We start from the raw sequence: 16520 nt of genomic DNA on the forward strand, positions 1-16520 counted from the left end.
ACTCCAGCGTCTATGGCGTTTTTTTAGGAAAACTCCTACAGCTGTAATGACTTTTACATGATCGCTATTTCATTTCTTAGTTGTTTCATTGAACTGTTTTCATTCAAGGCCGTTTCGTTTGATTGACTTACCTGTATCTGATACACGCACACCCCTCACCAATCCGCTGACCGTATATCTGGCGCGACTGGCGCCGTCCAGCCAACTGACCATGCGTTATGTGCTGCAGGATGCCGCCGATCGCCTGGGCTTCGAAGACCACGACATCGAGGAGATACCCTGGCACAACCTGCAGCCCGAGGACGTGATCGCGCTGGTGGCCACATTGCGTTCGGACGGCTACGCGCCCAACACGTCCTCGCTCTATGTCAACGCCGTGCGCGGGGTGATGAACGAAGCGTGGCGCATGAGCCTGATCTCTCAGGAGCATCTGCTGAAGATGCGTTCGGTGAAGGGCATTGCCGGTACGCGGCTGTCCCAGGGGCGCAATCTCAGGCGGACGCTGATCCAGGAACTGATGGCGGTCTGCGCGGCTGATCCGAGGCCGCAAGGCCTGCGGGATGCAGCGATCATCGGGATTCTGTACGGCTCGGGGATGCGCAAGTCCGAATCGGTGAACCTGGAGCTAAGCCAGGTCGATTTCACCGAGCGCAGTCTTCGGGTGACCGCCAAGGGCAACAAACAATTGATCAAGTACGCCCCGGCCTGGGCGTTCGCCAAACTTGAGGCATGGCTTGAGCTGCGCCGTTCGTTGCTCAAGGAAGGTGAGTCGGACGACCCGTTTCTGTTCAACCGCATCCGCCGTGGCAGCCACATCACGCGTGAGCGCATCACCAAGCATGCGATTTACTACATCGCCCGGCAGCGGGGTGCGCAGGTCGGGGTGAAAATCATGCCCCACGACTTCCGGCGTTCATTCATTACCCGGGTGATCGAGGAGCATGACTTGTCGATTGCGCAGAAGCTGGCGCACCACAGCAACATCCAGACCACGGCCAACTACGATGTGCGCGATGACAACGAGCGACGTCGGGCGGTGGATCGATTCGATCTGTGAACGATTACATCTCGCTCAGTACATGGGCATGGCCGATGGTCGAGACCTGAACCGAGCTGCCGGCGGGTGGTGCATACATGCCTGAACTGCGCACCAGCAGGGATCGGCCCGGTTGCTCGCTGCGGGTCATTGACTGGAGTTCCACCGTCAGCGTGCAGGTGTTGCCGCTGAAATCCCGGTCGGTGACCACGGCCCGGCACCCGCTGGCTTCCAGATCAGTGGGGAGGATGCTGGCCAGTTGCAACTGTTCGGGGCGCAGCATGATCTGCGCCGACTTGTTGTTGCGGTGGTTGTTGACCGGGATACGCCCCAGGTCGCAATGGGCCCAGCCGGCCTCGATGCGTGCGGGCATGACCACGGCATCCCCCAGAAACAGGGCGGTCTGTTCGTCTTCGGGATAACGGTAAAGGTCCAGCGGATGGCCTGACTGGACCAACCGGCCATGGCGCATCACCGCCAACTGGTCGGCGAACGACAGGGCTTCACTCTGGTCATGGGTGACCAGGATGGTGGTGACGCCTGCATCTTCCAGCAGCCGCGCAACCATCTTGCGCATCGCGGCGCGCAACCCGGTATCGAGTGCCGAGAACGGCTCGTCCAGCAGCATCAGCCGTGGCTGTTGCGCCAGGGCTCGGGCCAGGGCTACACGTTGTTGCTGGCCACCGGACAATTCGTGGGGCCAGCGCTCAGCCATCTTCGCGTCCAGCGCCACGCTGTCCATCAGTTCAGCGACTCGCTGTTGTTTCTCATTGCCCTTGGTGGACAAGCCGAAACCGATGTTCGCCGCCACGGTCATGTGCGGGAACAGTGCGCCGTCCTGTGGCACGTAGCCGATCAGGCGTTGATGCGCCGGCACTTCGTGGGTGCCGTCGACCAGGGTCTGGCCATTGAGCGAAAGACGCCCGGAATCGGGGAATTCGAAGCCGGCAATCATCCGCAGCAAGGTGGTTTTACCCGAGCCGGAAGGGCCGACGATGACCGTGCGACTGCCGCTGGGAACCGACAGGCTGACGTTGTCCAGAGCGCAGTGGGCGCCATAGGACTTGTAGAGGGCATTCAATTCAAGAGTGTTCATCGGCCAGCCGTTTTTTTCGATTGGTGATAAAGAAGTCCGGTCAACGGAAGCGACAGCACAACCATCAATAAGGCGTAGGGCGCAGCGGCGGCATAATCGATTTCGCTGGTCATGGCCCAGAATCCGGTCGCCAGCGTACGCGTGCCGTTCGGGGCCAGCAGCAGGGTGGCGGTCAGTTCGTTGGTGATTGCCAGGAACACCAGCGCCGCACCGGCGGCTGCCCCCGGCGCGGCCAGGCGCAGGGTGATCAGCCACAGTGCCCGTGCCGGCGAGCGGCCAAGGCTGCGGGCGATGTTTTCCAGTTCCACCGGGGCCTGGGCGATACCCGCGCGCAGGCTCACCAGCGCGCGGGGCAGAAACATCAACAGGTACGCCAGCAGCACGGTGAAGGTAGTCTGGTAAATCGGCCGGGCAAAATGGATCGTGACGGTCACCAGCGCCAGGGCAACGATAATTCCGGGCAGGGAACTGGTGATGTAGTTGCAGCTTTCCAATACCCGTTGCAGTCGGCCAGGGTAGCGGATCGACAGCCAGGCAATCGGGATCGCCGCGCAGGTAGTCAGCGCCGCGCCCGCGATACCGAGCAGCAGGGTTTGCTCCAGTGCGGGTAACAATTCGGCCATATCCCAGACTTCCACACCGCCGGCGATGAGCCATTTACCCAAGGTGATCAAGGGCACGCCCAGAGCCAGGGCGCAGGTCACGATTTGCAGCACCAGCGACAGCAGCGTTGAAGTCGTTTTCAAGGCGACGACCCGCTGCTCCCGGGCGCTTCCCGAACCGACGCGAGCGTAGCGCGCGGAACCGCGGGCGGCTGATTCGGCCGTCAACATCGCCAGGCAACACAGTGCCAGTACACTGGCCAGCATGTGCGCCGCTGCGCCGTTGAAGGTCGATTTGAACTGATCGAAGATCGCGGTGGTAAAGGTGTCGAAGCGGATCATGGCGTACAGGCCATATTCGGCCAGCAGGTGCAGGCCGACCAGCAAGGCGCCACCGCAGATCGCCAGGCGCAATTGCGGCAACACCACGCGGAAAAACACTTTCCAGGGTTTGAGCCCCATGGATTCGGCGACGTCTTCAATGGCCGGGTCGAGCCGGCGCAAGGTGGCCGCTACCGGCAAATACAGGAACGGAAAGTAGGCGATGACCGAGACCAGGACACCGGCAAACAAGCCGTGAATCGGCGGTACCAGGCTGACCCAGGCATAGCTGTGAACGAAAGCGGGCACCGCCAGCGGCGCGGTTGCCAGCAACGACCACCAGCGTCGTCCGGGCAAATTCGTGCGTTCGGTCAGCCAGGCCAGAGTCACGCCCAGGGCCACGCACAACGGAATCGTCAGCAGCACCAGCAACACGGTGTTGACCATCAGCTCCCCGACCCGAGGGCGGAAAACCAGGGCCACAACGGTTGACCAGCCGGTCTGCAAGGACACGCCAATAACGTAAGCAATCGGTAGCAGTGCCAGTAATGAAACCAGCACCGACAAACCGATTACCCACGCACCACCACGCCCTGCAAAGACCCCACGGGAACGTCGACGCAAATTTGCGGGTGTCGCCTCGGCGACACCCGCAGGCAGGGTTTCAGGTATCAATTAGAGCAGTCCGGCCTGTGTCATCAGCTCCACGGCTTTTTTACTGTCGAGTTTCGAAGCATCGACAGTCGGCGCATCGAGTTGATTCAGAGGCACCAGTTTAGGGTTGGATTCAGCGCCTTTGCCCACGGCGTACTCAAACGACTTGCCGTTTTTCAGGACGGCCTGGCCATCCTTGCCGGTAACGTATTTGAGGAAAGCCTGAGCTTGTTCTTTGTGTTTGCTGGAGGCGAGGACGCCGCCGCCGGAGATGCTAACAAAAGCGCCCGGGTCTTTGTGCTTGAAGTAGTGCAGGGCGGTGTTTTTGCTGTTTTCGCCCGTCTTGGACTGATCCACCAGGCTGTAATAGTGGTAGATCACGCCGCTGTCGATCTGCCCGGCATTCACCGCTTTGAGTACCGAGCTGTTGCCACGGTAGTTGGCGTAGTTGGTTTTCATCGCTTTCAGCCATTCCAGCGTGGCCGCTTCACCCTTTTGTTCCAGGATGGCCGCGACGATGGCCTGGAAGTCAGCCCCACCTGGCGACGCAGCCCAGCGGCCTTTCCAGGACGGATCGGCCAGGTCCATGATCGATTTCGGCAGATTGGCTTCCGAGAGCTTGCTCGGGTTGTACACAAACACTGTGGAGCGCGCGGCAATCCCGACCCATTTGCCGTGGGCCGGGCGATAGGCGGAGTCAACCTGTTCCAGCGTGGTTTTGTCGACAGGCGCAAACAGCCCTGCGTTGTCGACCAGGACCATGGCCGGGGAGTTTTCAGTCAGGAATACGTCCGCCGGAGAGGCCGTGCCTTCCTGCACGATCTGGTTGCCCATCTCGGTGTCATCACCGTTGCGCAAGGTGACCGGAATACCCGTCTCCTGGGTAAAGCCCTCGACCCAGGCCTTGGTCAGGCCTTCGTGTTGCGCGTTGTACACCACGATGCCGACGGAGTCAGCTGCATAGACCTGACCAGCGCTCAGCAAAGCGGTGGCCAGCAGGGCTTTTTTCAAGAACGAAGGGGTTTTGGGAATCATTCTGCGGGCTGCTCCAGGTGCATTTTTTATGCAAATCATACGCATTGAGCGCCAATTAACCAATGCGAATCATTTGCATGTTTTGAATGGCAGGGAATGTAGAGATCCAAATGAGAAAATAACGTCAAAAAAACCGTTAATACATGTAATTTTCATTCAGATTAGCAGCAGTGTGCCCACTGTGGTTCGACTCGTCGATCAAACGATGTCGTCGATCAGAATATGACGCTGCCCCCGGCTGCATTTTTCGATCCTGGCGTCGACTTTGTAGACGTCCCGCAACATCTGCCCGGTGATCACTTCTTCGCTGGGGCCGCTGCCTTTTGTCGTGCCCTCGGCGATCACCAATACCTGATCGGCAAAGCGTAGCGCCTGATTCAGGTCATGGATGGCGATAAACACGATGACTTGACGCTGTTGCGCCAATTCGCGCATGAAGTTCAGCACCTGCACCTGACGGTGCATGTCCAGGGCGCTGGTGGGCTCGTCCATCAGCAGCACTTCGGGTTCGCGCACCAGGGTTTGCGCAATCGAGACCAGTTGCTGCTGGCCTCCGCTGAGTTCACCGAGGTTGCGAAAAGATAGCTCGGTGATCGCCAGTGCGCCGAGGATCTGGTCCACCCGTTTCAACTCGTCGTCATCAACGGTCCAGCCGGGCGTCAGTTGCTTGCGCGCCAGCAGCACCGATTCGTAGACCGTCAGGCGGGCGCTGGCATTCAGGCCCTGAGGCATATAACTGATGCCTTGCTGGCCCTTTTTCGAGTTTTGCAGGTTGACCCGGCCGGGACCATCAATCAACCCGGCCATGCGCTTGAACAGGGTGGATTTGCCGGCGGCATTCGGCCCGACCACGGCGACCACCTGGCCGCCGGTAAACGTCGACGTGGTGATCCCCGCAATGATCTCGCGCTGACCGTAGCGGGCGCCGAGGTTCTCAAGTTGTATCTTCACCATGAGTTTTTCTTCCCGCCCAGTATCAGAGAAATGAAGAACGGCACGCCGATCAGCGAGGTGACCACCCCGATCGGAAATATCGCCCCCGGTATCAGGGTTTTACTGACCACCGAACTGGCGGACAGAATCAGTGCACCGGTCAAAAGTGATGCGGGCAGGAAGAAGCGCTGGTCTTCACCTATCAGCATCCGTGCGATGTGCGGGCCAACCAGCCCGATGAAGCCGATGGTGCCGACAAACGCCACCGGAAACGAAGCCAGCAGGCTGACCATGATCAGCGTCTGAAAGCGCAGGCTGCGCACGTTGATGCCGAAACTCGCGGCCTTGTCATCGCCCAGAAGCAGGGCGGTCAGCGCCCAGGCCCGTCTGGCGAAGATCGGCAGGGTGATCAGGATCACCAGGCAAATGATGCCGAGTTTTGGCCAGGTGGCTTTGGTCAGGCTGCCCATGGTCCAGAACACCACGGCCGCAACGGCCTGCTCCGTGGCAAAAAACTGCACCAGCGCCAGCAATGCGTTGAAGGTGAATACCAGCGCAATCCCCAGCAATACGATGGTTTCGGCTGTGACGCCGCGGCGCATGCTCAGGAAGTGGATCAGCAGCGCCGAGAGCATCGCCATGATGAACGCATTGACTGGCACCATGTATTGCGCCGCCAAGGGAAACAGCGCCACACCGAAGGCCAGGCCCATGGCCGCGCCAAAACTGGCCGCAGCGGAAATGCCCAGGGTAAAGGGGCTGGCGAGCGGGTTGTTGAGGATGGTCTGCATTTGCGCTCCGGCCAGGGACAACGCGGCACCGACCGCCACCGCCATCAATGCCACCGGCAGGCGAATGTCCCACATCACCACGCGCACTTGTGCCGGTGCGCTGTCCGGCGCAAACAGCGCACCCAGTACTTCACTCACGCTGTAACTGGCCGGTCCCAGCGCCAGGTCCAGCAGCACGCTGAACAACAGCAAGGCGGCCAGCGCCACGAGGATCAAGCGCTTGCGCAACACCAGATGCCGATAGACGTCGCGCTGCACTACAGGGGCTTCGCCGAAAGAACTCATGGTGCGACCTCCGGGTTTTTCAGGCTGACGAAATAGCCCGGCTCGTAAGGGACCGGCAGGAAGCGCTCATGCAGTTCGCGAAACGAAGCATCGGGGTCGAGGTCGGCAAACAGCTGCGGATGAAACCATTTGGCCAATTGTTGGATGGCCACGAACTGGTAGGGACTGTTGTAGAACTGATGCCAGATGGCGTGAAACGCCTGATCGTTCTGCGCCTTGATCCCGGCATAAGCCGGGCGCCGGGTGTACCACGCCAGTTTGCTGCGTGCCTGCTGCAGATCGGCGCCAGGCCCGACACCGACCCAGTGTCCACCCGGCGCAAAGGCCTGCCAGTTGGCGCTGGTGACCACCACCTGATCCGGGTTGGCCACCACCACCTGCTCGGCGTTCAACTGGCCAAAGGTCGTGGGGATGATGCCTTTGGCGATGTTGTTGCCTCCGGCCATTTCGACGAAACGTCCGAAGTTTTCGTCGCCGAAACTCAGGCAGCAATCGTCGGTGTAACCGCCGATACGCTCGATGAAGATGTTCGGCCGCGTTGGCTGGCGGGCCTCGATAAGCGATGTGACCCGGCGAATCTGCTGGTTGCGAAAATCGATGAACGCCTCGGCGCGATCCTCCTTGCCAAACAGCTGGCCGAACAGGCGCATGGTCGGCTCGGTGTTTTTCATCGGGTTATTGCGAAAGTCGACATAGACCACGGGGATTCCCAGCGCATCGAGTTTCTCGATGTAACGGGCGTCTTCGGTGGCGTGCTGCGCTTCGATGTTGAGGATGATCACATCGGGTTGCTGGGAGATGGCCTGCTCGATGTCGAACGTGCCGTCTTCAAAGCCGCCGAAGGTTGGAATTTTTGCGATGTCCGGGAATTTTCGCAGGTAAGCGCCGTACGTATCCGGATCTGACTGGATCAAGTCCTTGCGCCAGCCAACGATGCGCTGGATCGGGTTTTGCGTATCCAGCGCCGCAACCAGATACAACTGCCGGCCTTCGCCGAGTATGACTCGCCGGACAGGCACGTGAACCTTGACCTTGCGACCCAACAGGTCAGTAACGGTTGCGGCAGCCGGGTCCTGTTCCGCCGCGCTGGCAGGTCGCGGCACCAGTGCCAGCGCCGCCATGCCGAGAAGCCCGACAAGCAATAACGCAGCGAGGCTGCGTCGATGTACAGATGCCATGGTTGAAACCTTTGCCAAAGGCCGGCCCGGACAACGGCTCAGGCCGCTGTCCGGCACCGGGCGTTTCAGAAATCGACGGTGGCCGACATGAGTAGCGTGCGCGGCGCGCCTTGGGAGAACGCACCGTAAGAGGCAACGCCGGACCAGTATTCGCGGTCGAACACGTTCTGCACCGTTGCCCGGAACGTGGTCGGGTGCTCGGCGATACGCGTGGTGTAGCGGGCGCCGGCATCGAAACGGGTCCACGCGTCAAGTTCCTGGGTGTTGGCCTGGTTGACGTACTGGCTATCGGTGTAGATCGCGCCACTGGTGAGCGTCAGGCCATCGACCCAGGGCGTGTCCCATTCAGCCCAGAGGTTGGCCTGGACGTCGGGCACACCTACCGGTTTGTTGCCGCGGTTGGCGGGCGTGCCGGACTTGGTCAGCTCGGCGTCCAGCAGCGTGACGCCACCGAGCAAGCGAGTGCCCTGGGCGATTTCGCCAAACACATTCAGCTCCACACCGCGGTTGCGTTGTTCGCCTTGCACCGAGAACACGCCGTTGGCCAGTTCGCCGCTCGGTTTCTTGATCTGGAACAGGCTGAGGGTTGACGTGAAGGTGCCGTAATCGACTTTGACCCCGACCTCCTGTTGCCGGGAGATGTAAGGCGCGAAGATCTCGCCCGAGTTCGATGCGGTGGCCGGCGCGATATCGCCTTTGCTCAAGCCTTCGATGTAGTTGTAGTAGAACGAAACATGGTCCCAGGGTTTGACCACCACCCCGAACATTGGCGTGGTTTCGCTTTCGTCGTAGGACGTGGTGACGAAACCGGCCGGGTTGAAGTTGTCCGACTTGATGTTCTGTTTGCGTAGACCCAGGGTGACCTGCACTCGCTCGTCCAGCACCGAAAGGGTGTCGGCCAGTGCCACGCCGGACAGCTCGGTTTCTGACACTTTTGGTGTGGCAGGCGTTGCGATGTTCGGCTTTGGGCGATCGATCGGGTGGTAGATGTTGGACAGTACGGGTGGCCCGGAAATGATGCCACGGGACAATTCGTCACGGTAACGGGTGACTTGCAGGGTGGTGCTGTGACTGATCGGGCCGGTGTCGAAGCGCAGCCGGGCGCCGGCATCGACGGTATAGCGCTCGACTTCAAACTTGTAGTAACCGGGAATCGAGGACGTGTCGCCGGCGCTGTTGAGGATGGTCGGGGTCTGGTCGGACATCCGCGATACATCGGATTTGCCGCCGCCGGCATGGGCAAACACGGTCAGCGCGTCGTTAAGGTCGTACTCGCCGCTGAGCAGGGCTGACTTGTCGCGGGTTTCGGCCCAGCCCCATTCCTGTGTGACGTTGGTGCGGCCGTTGGCGGCGGAAGGGATGTCGACGCCCTTGGCAATCAGGAAGGGCCGCGAAGGGGCATCGAACTCTTCTTTCTGGCTGATCAGGTCCAGGGAAGTGCGCAGGCGTTCGCCCTGGTAATCCAGGGAGATGGCGCCGATGTCGACATCCCGGGATTGGTCGTCGATGGCGGTGTCGCCGGTTGCAGTGCTGCCGTTGATGCGCACGCCGAATTCGCGGCCTTCACCGAAGCGCCGGCTGACGTCGATATGCCCGCCGACCTGCGAATTCATGGCGTAGCTTGCGGTAAAGCGGGTCAGATCCTCATCCAGCGAACGCTTCGGCACCACATTGATAACGCCGCCGACGCCGCTGTTGGGCGACATGCCGTAAAGCAGCGCGCCAGGGCCCTTGATCACTTCAATGCGCTCGGCGTATTCAGTGAACACCCGATAGTTGGGCGCTACACCATACACACCGTCGAAGGCCAGTTCGCCGAGGTTACCTTCACCCACCGGAAAGCCACGGATGAAGAACGAGTCCACCACGCCGCCGGTCTGGCCCGTTGAGCGCACGGAAGAATCGCGCTCCAGTACGTCGGCCACGGTCACGGCTTGCTGATCCTTCATCAGGGCTGAGGTGTAGTTGCTGACGCTGAAGGGGGCGTCCATCACATCTGTGTTACCCAACAGGCCGAGCCGGCCACCACGGGCGACCTGACCACCCGGGTACACCGGCGGCAAGCCGTCGGTGCGTCCATCGGTGCCGCTGACCGTGGTGGCGCCCAGTGTCAGCGTGCCCGTGCTGTCGGCCGGGCGTCGCGCCAGGGTATAGCTGCCGTCGTTGCGTGCAACGATTTCCAGATCGCTGCCAGCCAGCAGTTTGCTGACGGCTTCCTGGGTCGAATAGGTGCCGGACAGGCCCGGGCTGGTCAATCCATCGGTCAGCGAAGGCTGGAACGACAACGCAATGCCGGCTTCCACGGCAAATTTCGACAGGGTCGTACCGAGTGGGCCGGGGGCAATGTTGTAGGTGTGGGTGGCCGTGGCATCCAGTTGTGCCGGCACGGCGGCCAGGGCAATGGGGCTGGTGGAAGCGGTCAGGGCAAGGCTTAGCAGTGCGCTGCGGATCGCCAGTTTGAGTGAGCGATCCGAACGCAGAGGTCGTGCAACGAACATGAAGTGATGACCCTTTCGACGAGGTTGAGAAGTTCTTCCTTTCCTTGCCAGCCGAGATCAAAAAAAGTATCACCCGCGCAGCAATATTTTTTGCATGGGGGTCAGGCGGGAGAGAGTGTCACCCAATAACCGCTTAAATGGCCGGTCGCGATGACCGGGTAGGTCTGCACCAGCATGTTCAGGGTGCGTTGGGTTTCACGGATAGGAAAGGCACCGGAGATCCGCAGATCGGCAATCGCCGGGTGGCAGCGCACGATGCCGCTGCGATAACGCGCCAGTTCGACAACGAAATCCGCCAGGCGCAGGTTGTCGGCCATCAACATGCCTTGGGTCCAGGCACTGACGGAGCGGTCTACCGGACTCGACGCTCCAAAGTTGCGCGAGGAAAAATCGGTACGTTCTCCGGCATTGACGATCAGGGGGGCCGCACGACTGGCATCCGACAACCGGACACTGACCGTGCCTTCAAGGACTGCGAGTTGGGTGCGGGTCGACAGTTCTCGTACGGTGAAGCGGGTGCCCAAGGCCTGCATCAGTCCCTGACGGGTGCTGACCAGAAACGGCCGAGCCCGGGGCAGGCTGTCGGTCGCTGTCTGCACGAGGATTTCGCCTTCACGCAACCTGATCAAGCGTTGATTGCCATCAAACAGTACATCGATGGCGGTGTCTGTGTTCAGGGTGATCCGTGACCCGTCGGCCAGCGTCAGCTCGCGTAGCTGGCCGACGGCTGTGCGGTAATCGGCGGACCACTGTTGCGACTCCACCAGCTTCCAGCTGCCCCAACCCATGGGCAACGCCGCCAGAATCATCGCCAGCTTGCCCATGGCAACCCGGCGCGCCGGACTGTTCGGGCGGTCCAGCACCGACATCGCCAGCGACGGCGGCAGCCCGTCAAGTTTGGTTTGCAGCATCTGGGCGCGGGCCCAGGCTTGATGGCGCTCAGGCGTGCTGACCTGCCAGCATTCCCATTCCGCCCGTTCGGTTTCGTCGAGTTCGCCTTCGCCCAAGCGGATCAGCCAATCAGCGGCTTCTTCGAGGGCCTGTCGATCGAGTTGGATATCACTGCGCAAAGTCGACATTCATTCCACCAGCATCAGGCACTGCACGAAGGCTTGCTTCATGTAGCGTTTCACGGTGATCAGTGAAACACCCAGTTGCTCGGCAATATCGTCGTATTTCAAGCCGCTGATTTGCGAAAGCAGGAATGCCCGTTTGACCAGCGGTGGCAAGGCATCGAGCATTGCGTCGATTTCATGCAGGGTTTCCAGCACGATGAAGCGCAACTCGGGTGACGGCACTTCGGGGGCGGGCAGCAACGCCAGGGCATCCAGGTAGGCGCGTTCCAGTGCCTTGCGCTGATACCAATTGACGAGGATGCCCTTGGCCACGCAACTCAGGTAGGCCCGAGGTTGTTCGATGACCGCTACCCGCGAAGCCAGAATGCGGGTGAAGGTGTCCTGCGTCAGATCCGCCGCATCCATGGCGTTGCCCAGTTTTTTGCGCAATGTGGCGTACAACCAGCCGTGATGACCACTATAGAGTGCTTCGATCACGGCCAGGTGATTGTTGTGGGGTACGGTGAGGGCGTCGCTCATGGATTTTTTTTTGTAATTGAGAAGTATTCCCAATCCTAATGGACAGCCTGCCTTCGACGCAAGCGCGATCCTGCCCGGTCAGTCGCCCGCTGCGGCCTCGCCCGATTGCACGGGCGTGCCGCAAACGCGCAGGGCGAAGATGGGAATCAAGGCCAGCAGATAGGCCGCGCAAACGAACAGGTAGGTGTACTGCAAGCCGTACACCTGGCTGAGCAGCCCGCCGACCGAGATGCCGGCGATGGACGCCAGTTGCAAGGCGCTTTGCGCAACACCCATCACATAGCCTTGCTGAGCGTTGCCAGCGGCTTTTGAAATCTGCGCCATCAGCACCGGGGTCGTCGCGCCCAGCAACACGCCCCAGATGAAATAGGCGCCGACAAACACGATCGGTTGGCGGGTGATGGCGGCAATGGCGCTCAGGCCCGCGCAGCCGATGATGATGTAAGTGAGGCGGTGCAGTGTCTGCTGCCGGTTCCTGCCTTCGAAATACTGCGCCCATGGGCTTGCCGACAGGATGAAGCCCAGCGCCAGCAAACCGTAACACAGGCCCACCACCGAATGGCTGACCTGGAAAACCGAGCTGACATACAGCGAGAACGAGGTTTGCGGGAGCATTCGCGCCAGCAGCAGAACCCCCATGACGCCCAATAGCGGCAGCAACGGTGAACTTTGCCAGAGACTACCTGAGCGTTTGGCCGGCGGCGCTGCCCCCGCAACGGGCGTTTTTGCTGCAGGTGGCACATTCGGCAGGGTCAGCGCCGCCACCACCGTGCACACCGCGCACAGCGCCGAGGCAATGATATTGATCCAGAAAAACGTCGCGTAATCGAGAATCAGACCGCCGACAACCGCACCGAGCAAGGAGCCGACATTGGTCGAAATCTGCAGAATGGCGAACAATCGCGCCCGTCGCGTCGGCGCTTCGATGCTCACGCCGTAGGCCTGGGCCGGGGCAATGTAGCCAGCAAAGGCGCCTTGCAAAAAGCGCAGCAGCAGGATGACCCAGATATCGCTGCACAGGGCCAGGCCAAGCTGCGTCAAGGACAAACCGGCCAAGGCGCGGATCATCATCAGCTTGTGTCCATGACAGTCACCGATGCGACCCCAGAACGCGCTGGTCAGCATGATGCCCAGCATGGGACCGATGTAGACGGCAATGCTGGCGAAGCTGAACAGCGCTTCGGAGTCTGTCAGCCCACGCAGGTACATCGGCCAGAACGGACCACTCATTTCCATTGCACCCATGGAGACAAGCTGGATCGTGAACAAAAGATAAATCAGGATTCTGACGCTCGATCCCTGGAACGTACCTGCAAGGGGCATTGACGGCTCTCGGTGGTTAAACGCTGTCGACGGATGGCGCGAAGAGTACCGGCCTTGCCGCTGTGCTGAACACCCCATCAGTAAAGATCGGCTTGATAGCACTTGGCAGAAACGAAAAAACCCGAGAGGCCGGTTCGACTTCTCGGGTTTTTTACGTCCTGGCTATCAGGGCCGGGTTTGCGGGAAGATCAGGATCTGCAGGTTGCCGCGCTGATAGCGTTTTCCGTCGGTGGGCAGCGCCTCGACTTCCTGAATTTCATCGACACTGTTGACCCGCATCACTACCCCGACCGAGCCTTTTTTACGTGCCTCGGTCATCCAGTCTCCGACCTCCTGCTGGGTCACTTTGCGCGAGGCCGCGGCGGGATCCGAGAGGCCGTATTTCAATTCGCCGATGACGTTATAGAGCGCTACCTCCGGTCGCTTGGTCAGCCAGGACAAGGCCGAGGCAGCACCCAGGTCGTTGCTCAGTAGCGAGGTGGTCTGGTTCAGACTGTCCAGGTGTTCGGCGATAAAGCGGTCGGGCATCTTGCTGTCGACAATCTGGCTCGGCATGGCGGCGGGTAGCAGCGCCACCAGCAGCCAGATGCCAAGGGCCGGTGTCGCCCATAACGTCAATGGCCGCAGGATTTGCAGGGCGTTGGCGATGATCCAGCCCAACAGCACGATAAACGCCAGAGACAGGCTGAACATCTCGGTGTTCTCGAAAATCTCTTTGCGCAATTGCAGGTACAGCAAGGCAATCAGGGCCACCGTGGCAATGACGACATTGAGCCATCCGTTGATGCGAATCGCCCGTATCCGTGCCTGTTGCAGCAGGCTGGTCAATGCATCGCCCATCAGCAGTGCCAGCGGCAAAAGGCACGGCATGATGTAGGTCGGCAGCTTGCCGCTGCTTATGCTGAAAATCGCCAATGGCAACAACAACCAGAGCAGGAGAAAAGCGCTGACGGGCTGACGCTTGTTGTTCCAGGCCTGGATGAATGTCGTTGGCAACAACGCGGTCCAGGGCAGGACAGAAACCACCAGCATCGGCAGGTAGAACCACCACGGGCGCGCGTGTTGCGCGTTGTCGGCGGCGAAGCGGCGTACGTGCTCGTTCCAGAAAAAGAAATTCCAGAAATCCGGTTCTTGGTGATGAATGGCCAGCGCCCAGGGCAAGCAGACAGCCGCGGCGACCACAACAGCCAGTGGCCCGTAACGCAACAGTTCGCCAAAGCGACGCTGCCAGACCAAATAGGGCAGGGCGATCACCGCCGGCAGCAGCCAGGCCAGGAATCCCTTGGTCATGAAGCCCATGCCGCAGGCGATGCCCAGGACCACCCAGGCACCCAGGCGGGCACGCGTGGTACGGCTGTCGATGGCAAACCACAGGGAAACCAGGCTCAGGTTGACCCAGAGGGTGAATTGCGGGTCGAGGTTGGCGTACCCGGCCTGGCCGGCAATCAGCCCGAAGCTCATGTAAAGCAGCGCGCAGGCAAAACTTTTGCGCGGATCGCCCCAGAACCGGCGGGCAATCAGATAGGTCAGCCAAACGCTCAGCCCGGTGCTCAGCGCCGACGCGATGCGCACCCCGAACAAGTTATCGCCAAACAGCGCCTGGCCGATGGCAATCATCCAGTACCCGGCAATCGGCTTCTCGAAATAACGAAGGCCCATGAAGTGCGGCGAGATCCAGTTCCCGCTCTGCAGCATTTCCTGGCTGATCTGGGCATAACGGGTTTCATCGGGAATCCACAGACCGTGGCTCATCAGCGGTAGCAGGTAGAACGCGAAGAACGCCAATACCAAGGCGAATAACATCCAGCGCTCGTTGACAGGCGCTGTTGGGGCGTGCAGGCGGGAAGAAAGGCCAGCAGAATCTGGCAATGGCTGATTTGACGTCATGTCTCGACCTTGGCGCTGAGGTGGCTGGTTGAAGAGTGATGTGCAACATGTAAGAGAGAAAGTCGGAATGATATTGAACAGCGAGAAGTTCAATCACACTTCTCGCCGTTTTGTTCAGGCTTCATTCAGTCCGACTTGAAATAACTTAGTAGCAAAGTTTTCGAGTCGTAAAAATTTCAGTTCTTTTCTTGTAACAGAGTGTTCCAGTCTTCGGCATTCACAATACCGAGCACTTGCAGTTGCCCATTACCATCGATGTGGACAAACAACGAGCTGGCGTACTCGGCGTCCTTCGCTGAATGCCTCAAGCCGCTCTGCTTTTCAAAGTCCGCGATGCAACCGCTGTGGGTCACCAGTACAAGGTTGCGATGGGCAACCTTGTGCGCCACGACATCGTTACGCAAGGTCGTGCCACAGGTAGCCAGCCACTCCTGGGTCCGTGGGTCGCTGTTGAACATGTAATGGGCAGTCTGCACGGTGCGCGTCACCGGGCTGGTGAGGATGTCGGTTTGCGTCAGACCCAGGCGTGCCAGGCCTTGCCCGACGCCGGCCGCCGCTTCACTGCCGACACGGGTGATGCCGTCGGCCGGGCCCAGGCAAGGATTGCTGGAACGGTCGCAACGTTCGGCATGGCGAACCAGTACCGCGATCTCGCCAGCACTCCATTGTTGCAGCAGTTGTGCCCGGGCTTGCGCCCCTTCATGGGCCAGGTTGGCCGGGGATCTCGGCCACAGGAAAAAACCGGTGACCACTGCGGCGACGGTCAGGGCACCCACCGCCACTACCGATTTGAAGAGGCGCGAAGACGGTTTACGCGAGACGGAGTTGACCAAGTTTGTCCACCATTTGGAGCGCCAGGGAAAGTGCTGTTAAAAAAAGTCTGAAACAGCACAAAAAATTTCCGCCGAGACTAAGTTCAGCGAATTAACTGCCGCACAAAGTAAATCTGCGCAGGTGTCGTAGTAGTGAAAGGAATGTGAAAAATTTGCAGTGAGGGGGCGGGCGGGTAATCAGCTGGTTAGTGGGAATTATTTTCTTTCGCTCCTGCGTGGGATGACAGCGGCAAACTAATGCTGTCGCCGTTGATTCAAGGGGAGAAACCGAGAAGCGGTAATGCGATCTGTAGCAGCTGCCGAGCCTGCGAGGCTGCGTTCGGCTGCATAGCAGCCGTTAGTCCAGCTGATGCGGCCTGCCTGATGTACCGCGATTACTGATTTTACGACTGCTTCGCAGCCGAACGCAGCCTCGCGGGCTCGGCAGCTGCTACAAAGGGTGTCGCGGCTGAA

13 protein-coding genes are annotated in these 16520 nt (G+C 60.1%); 1 reads left to right on the plus strand and 12 read right to left on the minus strand.

Features of this window, described 5'->3' with window-relative positions; translation table 11 throughout:
• Positions 1-118: 118 nt before the first annotated feature.
• Entirely contained in the window at positions 119-1057 is a 939-nt protein-coding gene (locus AC07XF_RS24165) for a site-specific integrase (RefSeq protein WP_495028477.1), read from the plus strand.
• Between the two features lie 4 nt (positions 1058-1061).
• On the opposite strand, the gene AC07XF_RS24170 is transcribed toward AC07XF_RS24165, so the two are convergent.
• The 12 genes from AC07XF_RS24170 to pmrG form a co-directional block, all read right to left on the minus strand.
• Positions 1062-2132, minus strand: a complete 1071-nt coding sequence (locus AC07XF_RS24170) for an ABC transporter ATP-binding protein (RefSeq protein ID WP_495028478.1) — start codon at positions 2130-2132, stop codon at positions 1062-1064.
• Positions 2129-3727 (minus strand): ABC transporter permease, encoded by a 1599-nt coding sequence (locus AC07XF_RS24175; protein WP_495028490.1) that lies wholly within the window; start codon positions 3725-3727, stop codon positions 2129-2131. Before AC07XF_RS24175 ends, AC07XF_RS24170 begins: the two co-directional genes overlap by 4 nt.
• A gap of 3 nt (positions 3728-3730) precedes the next feature.
• Positions 3731-4744, minus strand: a complete 1014-nt coding sequence (locus tag AC07XF_RS24180) for an iron ABC transporter substrate-binding protein (RefSeq protein ID WP_495028479.1) — start codon at positions 4742-4744, stop codon at positions 3731-3733.
• Positions 4745-4942: 198 nt separating this feature from the next.
• Positions 4943-5698 (minus strand): ABC transporter ATP-binding protein, encoded by a 756-nt coding sequence (locus AC07XF_RS24185; protein ID WP_495028480.1) that lies wholly within the window; start codon positions 5696-5698, stop codon positions 4943-4945.
• A complete protein-coding gene (locus AC07XF_RS24190; RefSeq protein ID WP_495028481.1) occupies positions 5692-6753 on the minus strand; it encodes a FecCD family ABC transporter permease in 1062 nt (353 codons plus the stop codon). The genes AC07XF_RS24185 and AC07XF_RS24190 overlap by 7 nt, the downstream gene beginning before the upstream one ends.
• Entirely contained in the window at positions 6750-7931 is a 1182-nt protein-coding gene (locus AC07XF_RS24195; RefSeq protein WP_495028482.1) for an ABC transporter substrate-binding protein, read from the minus strand. The genes AC07XF_RS24190 and AC07XF_RS24195 overlap by 4 nt, the downstream gene beginning before the upstream one ends.
• A gap of 65 nt (positions 7932-7996) precedes the next feature.
• Entirely contained in the window at positions 7997-10429 is a 2433-nt protein-coding gene (locus tag AC07XF_RS24200; RefSeq protein ID WP_495028483.1) for a TonB-dependent siderophore receptor, read from the minus strand.
• Between the two features lie 101 nt (positions 10430-10530).
• The gene (locus tag AC07XF_RS24205; RefSeq protein WP_495028484.1) at positions 10531-11508 is read right to left on the minus strand and encodes a FecR domain-containing protein; all 978 of its coding nucleotides are present in this window, start codon (positions 11506-11508) and stop codon (positions 10531-10533) included.
• Positions 11509-12024, minus strand: coding sequence for a sigma-70 family RNA polymerase sigma factor (locus AC07XF_RS24210; RefSeq protein ID WP_495028485.1), 516 nt, complete (start codon positions 12022-12024; stop codon positions 11509-11511).
• A 78-nt stretch (positions 12025-12102) separates the two neighbouring features.
• Positions 12103-13347, minus strand: coding sequence for an MFS transporter (locus AC07XF_RS24215; protein ID WP_495028486.1), 1245 nt, complete (start codon positions 13345-13347; stop codon positions 12103-12105).
• A 165-nt stretch (positions 13348-13512) separates the two neighbouring features.
• A complete protein-coding gene (arnT, locus tag AC07XF_RS24220; RefSeq protein ID WP_495028487.1) occupies positions 13513-15234 on the minus strand; it encodes a lipid IV(A) 4-amino-4-deoxy-L-arabinosyltransferase in 1722 nt (573 codons plus the stop codon).
• Positions 15235-15410: 176 nt separating this feature from the next.
• Complete coding sequence (pmrG, locus tag AC07XF_RS24225; protein ID WP_495028488.1) at positions 15411-16067, minus strand: lipopolysaccharide core heptose(II)-phosphate phosphatase PmrG; 657 nt, start codon at positions 16065-16067, stop codon at positions 15411-15413.
• Between the last annotated feature and the right edge of the window lie 453 nt (positions 16068-16520).

This window comes from Pseudomonas sp. GW821-FHT01C01 (assembly GCF_059422645.1).

Excerpts from the sequence above, each read along its gene's own strand:
- AC07XF_RS24170 (WP_495028478.1), bottom strand. The coding sequence starts at position 2,132 with ATGAACACTCTTGAATTGAATGCCCTCTACAAGTCCTATGGCGCCCAC.
- AC07XF_RS24180 (WP_495028479.1), bottom strand. The coding sequence starts at position 4,744 with ATGATTCCCAAAACCCCTTCGTTCTTGAAAAAAGCCCTGCTGGCCACC.
- AC07XF_RS24185 (WP_495028480.1), bottom strand. The coding sequence starts at position 5,698 with ATGGTGAAGATACAACTTGAGAACCTCGGCGCCCGCTACGGTCAGCGC.
- AC07XF_RS24190 (WP_495028481.1), bottom strand. The coding sequence starts at position 6,753 with ATGAGTTCTTTCGGCGAAGCCCCTGTAGTGCAGCGCGACGTCTATCGG.
- AC07XF_RS24195 (WP_495028482.1), bottom strand. The coding sequence starts at position 7,931 with ATGGCATCTGTACATCGACGCAGCCTCGCTGCGTTATTGCTTGTCGGG.
- AC07XF_RS24200 (WP_495028483.1), bottom strand. The coding sequence starts at position 10,429 with ATGTTCGTTGCACGACCTCTGCGTTCGGATCGCTCACTCAAACTGGCG.
- AC07XF_RS24205 (WP_495028484.1), bottom strand. The coding sequence starts at position 11,508 with ATGTCGACTTTGCGCAGTGATATCCAACTCGATCGACAGGCCCTCGAA.
- AC07XF_RS24210 (WP_495028485.1), bottom strand. The coding sequence starts at position 12,024 with ATGAGCGACGCCCTCACCGTACCCCACAACAATCACCTGGCCGTGATC.
- AC07XF_RS24215 (WP_495028486.1), bottom strand. The coding sequence starts at position 13,347 with ATGCCCCTTGCAGGTACGTTCCAGGGATCGAGCGTCAGAATCCTGATT.
- arnT (WP_495028487.1), bottom strand. The coding sequence starts at position 15,234 with ATGACGTCAAATCAGCCATTGCCAGATTCTGCTGGCCTTTCTTCCCGC.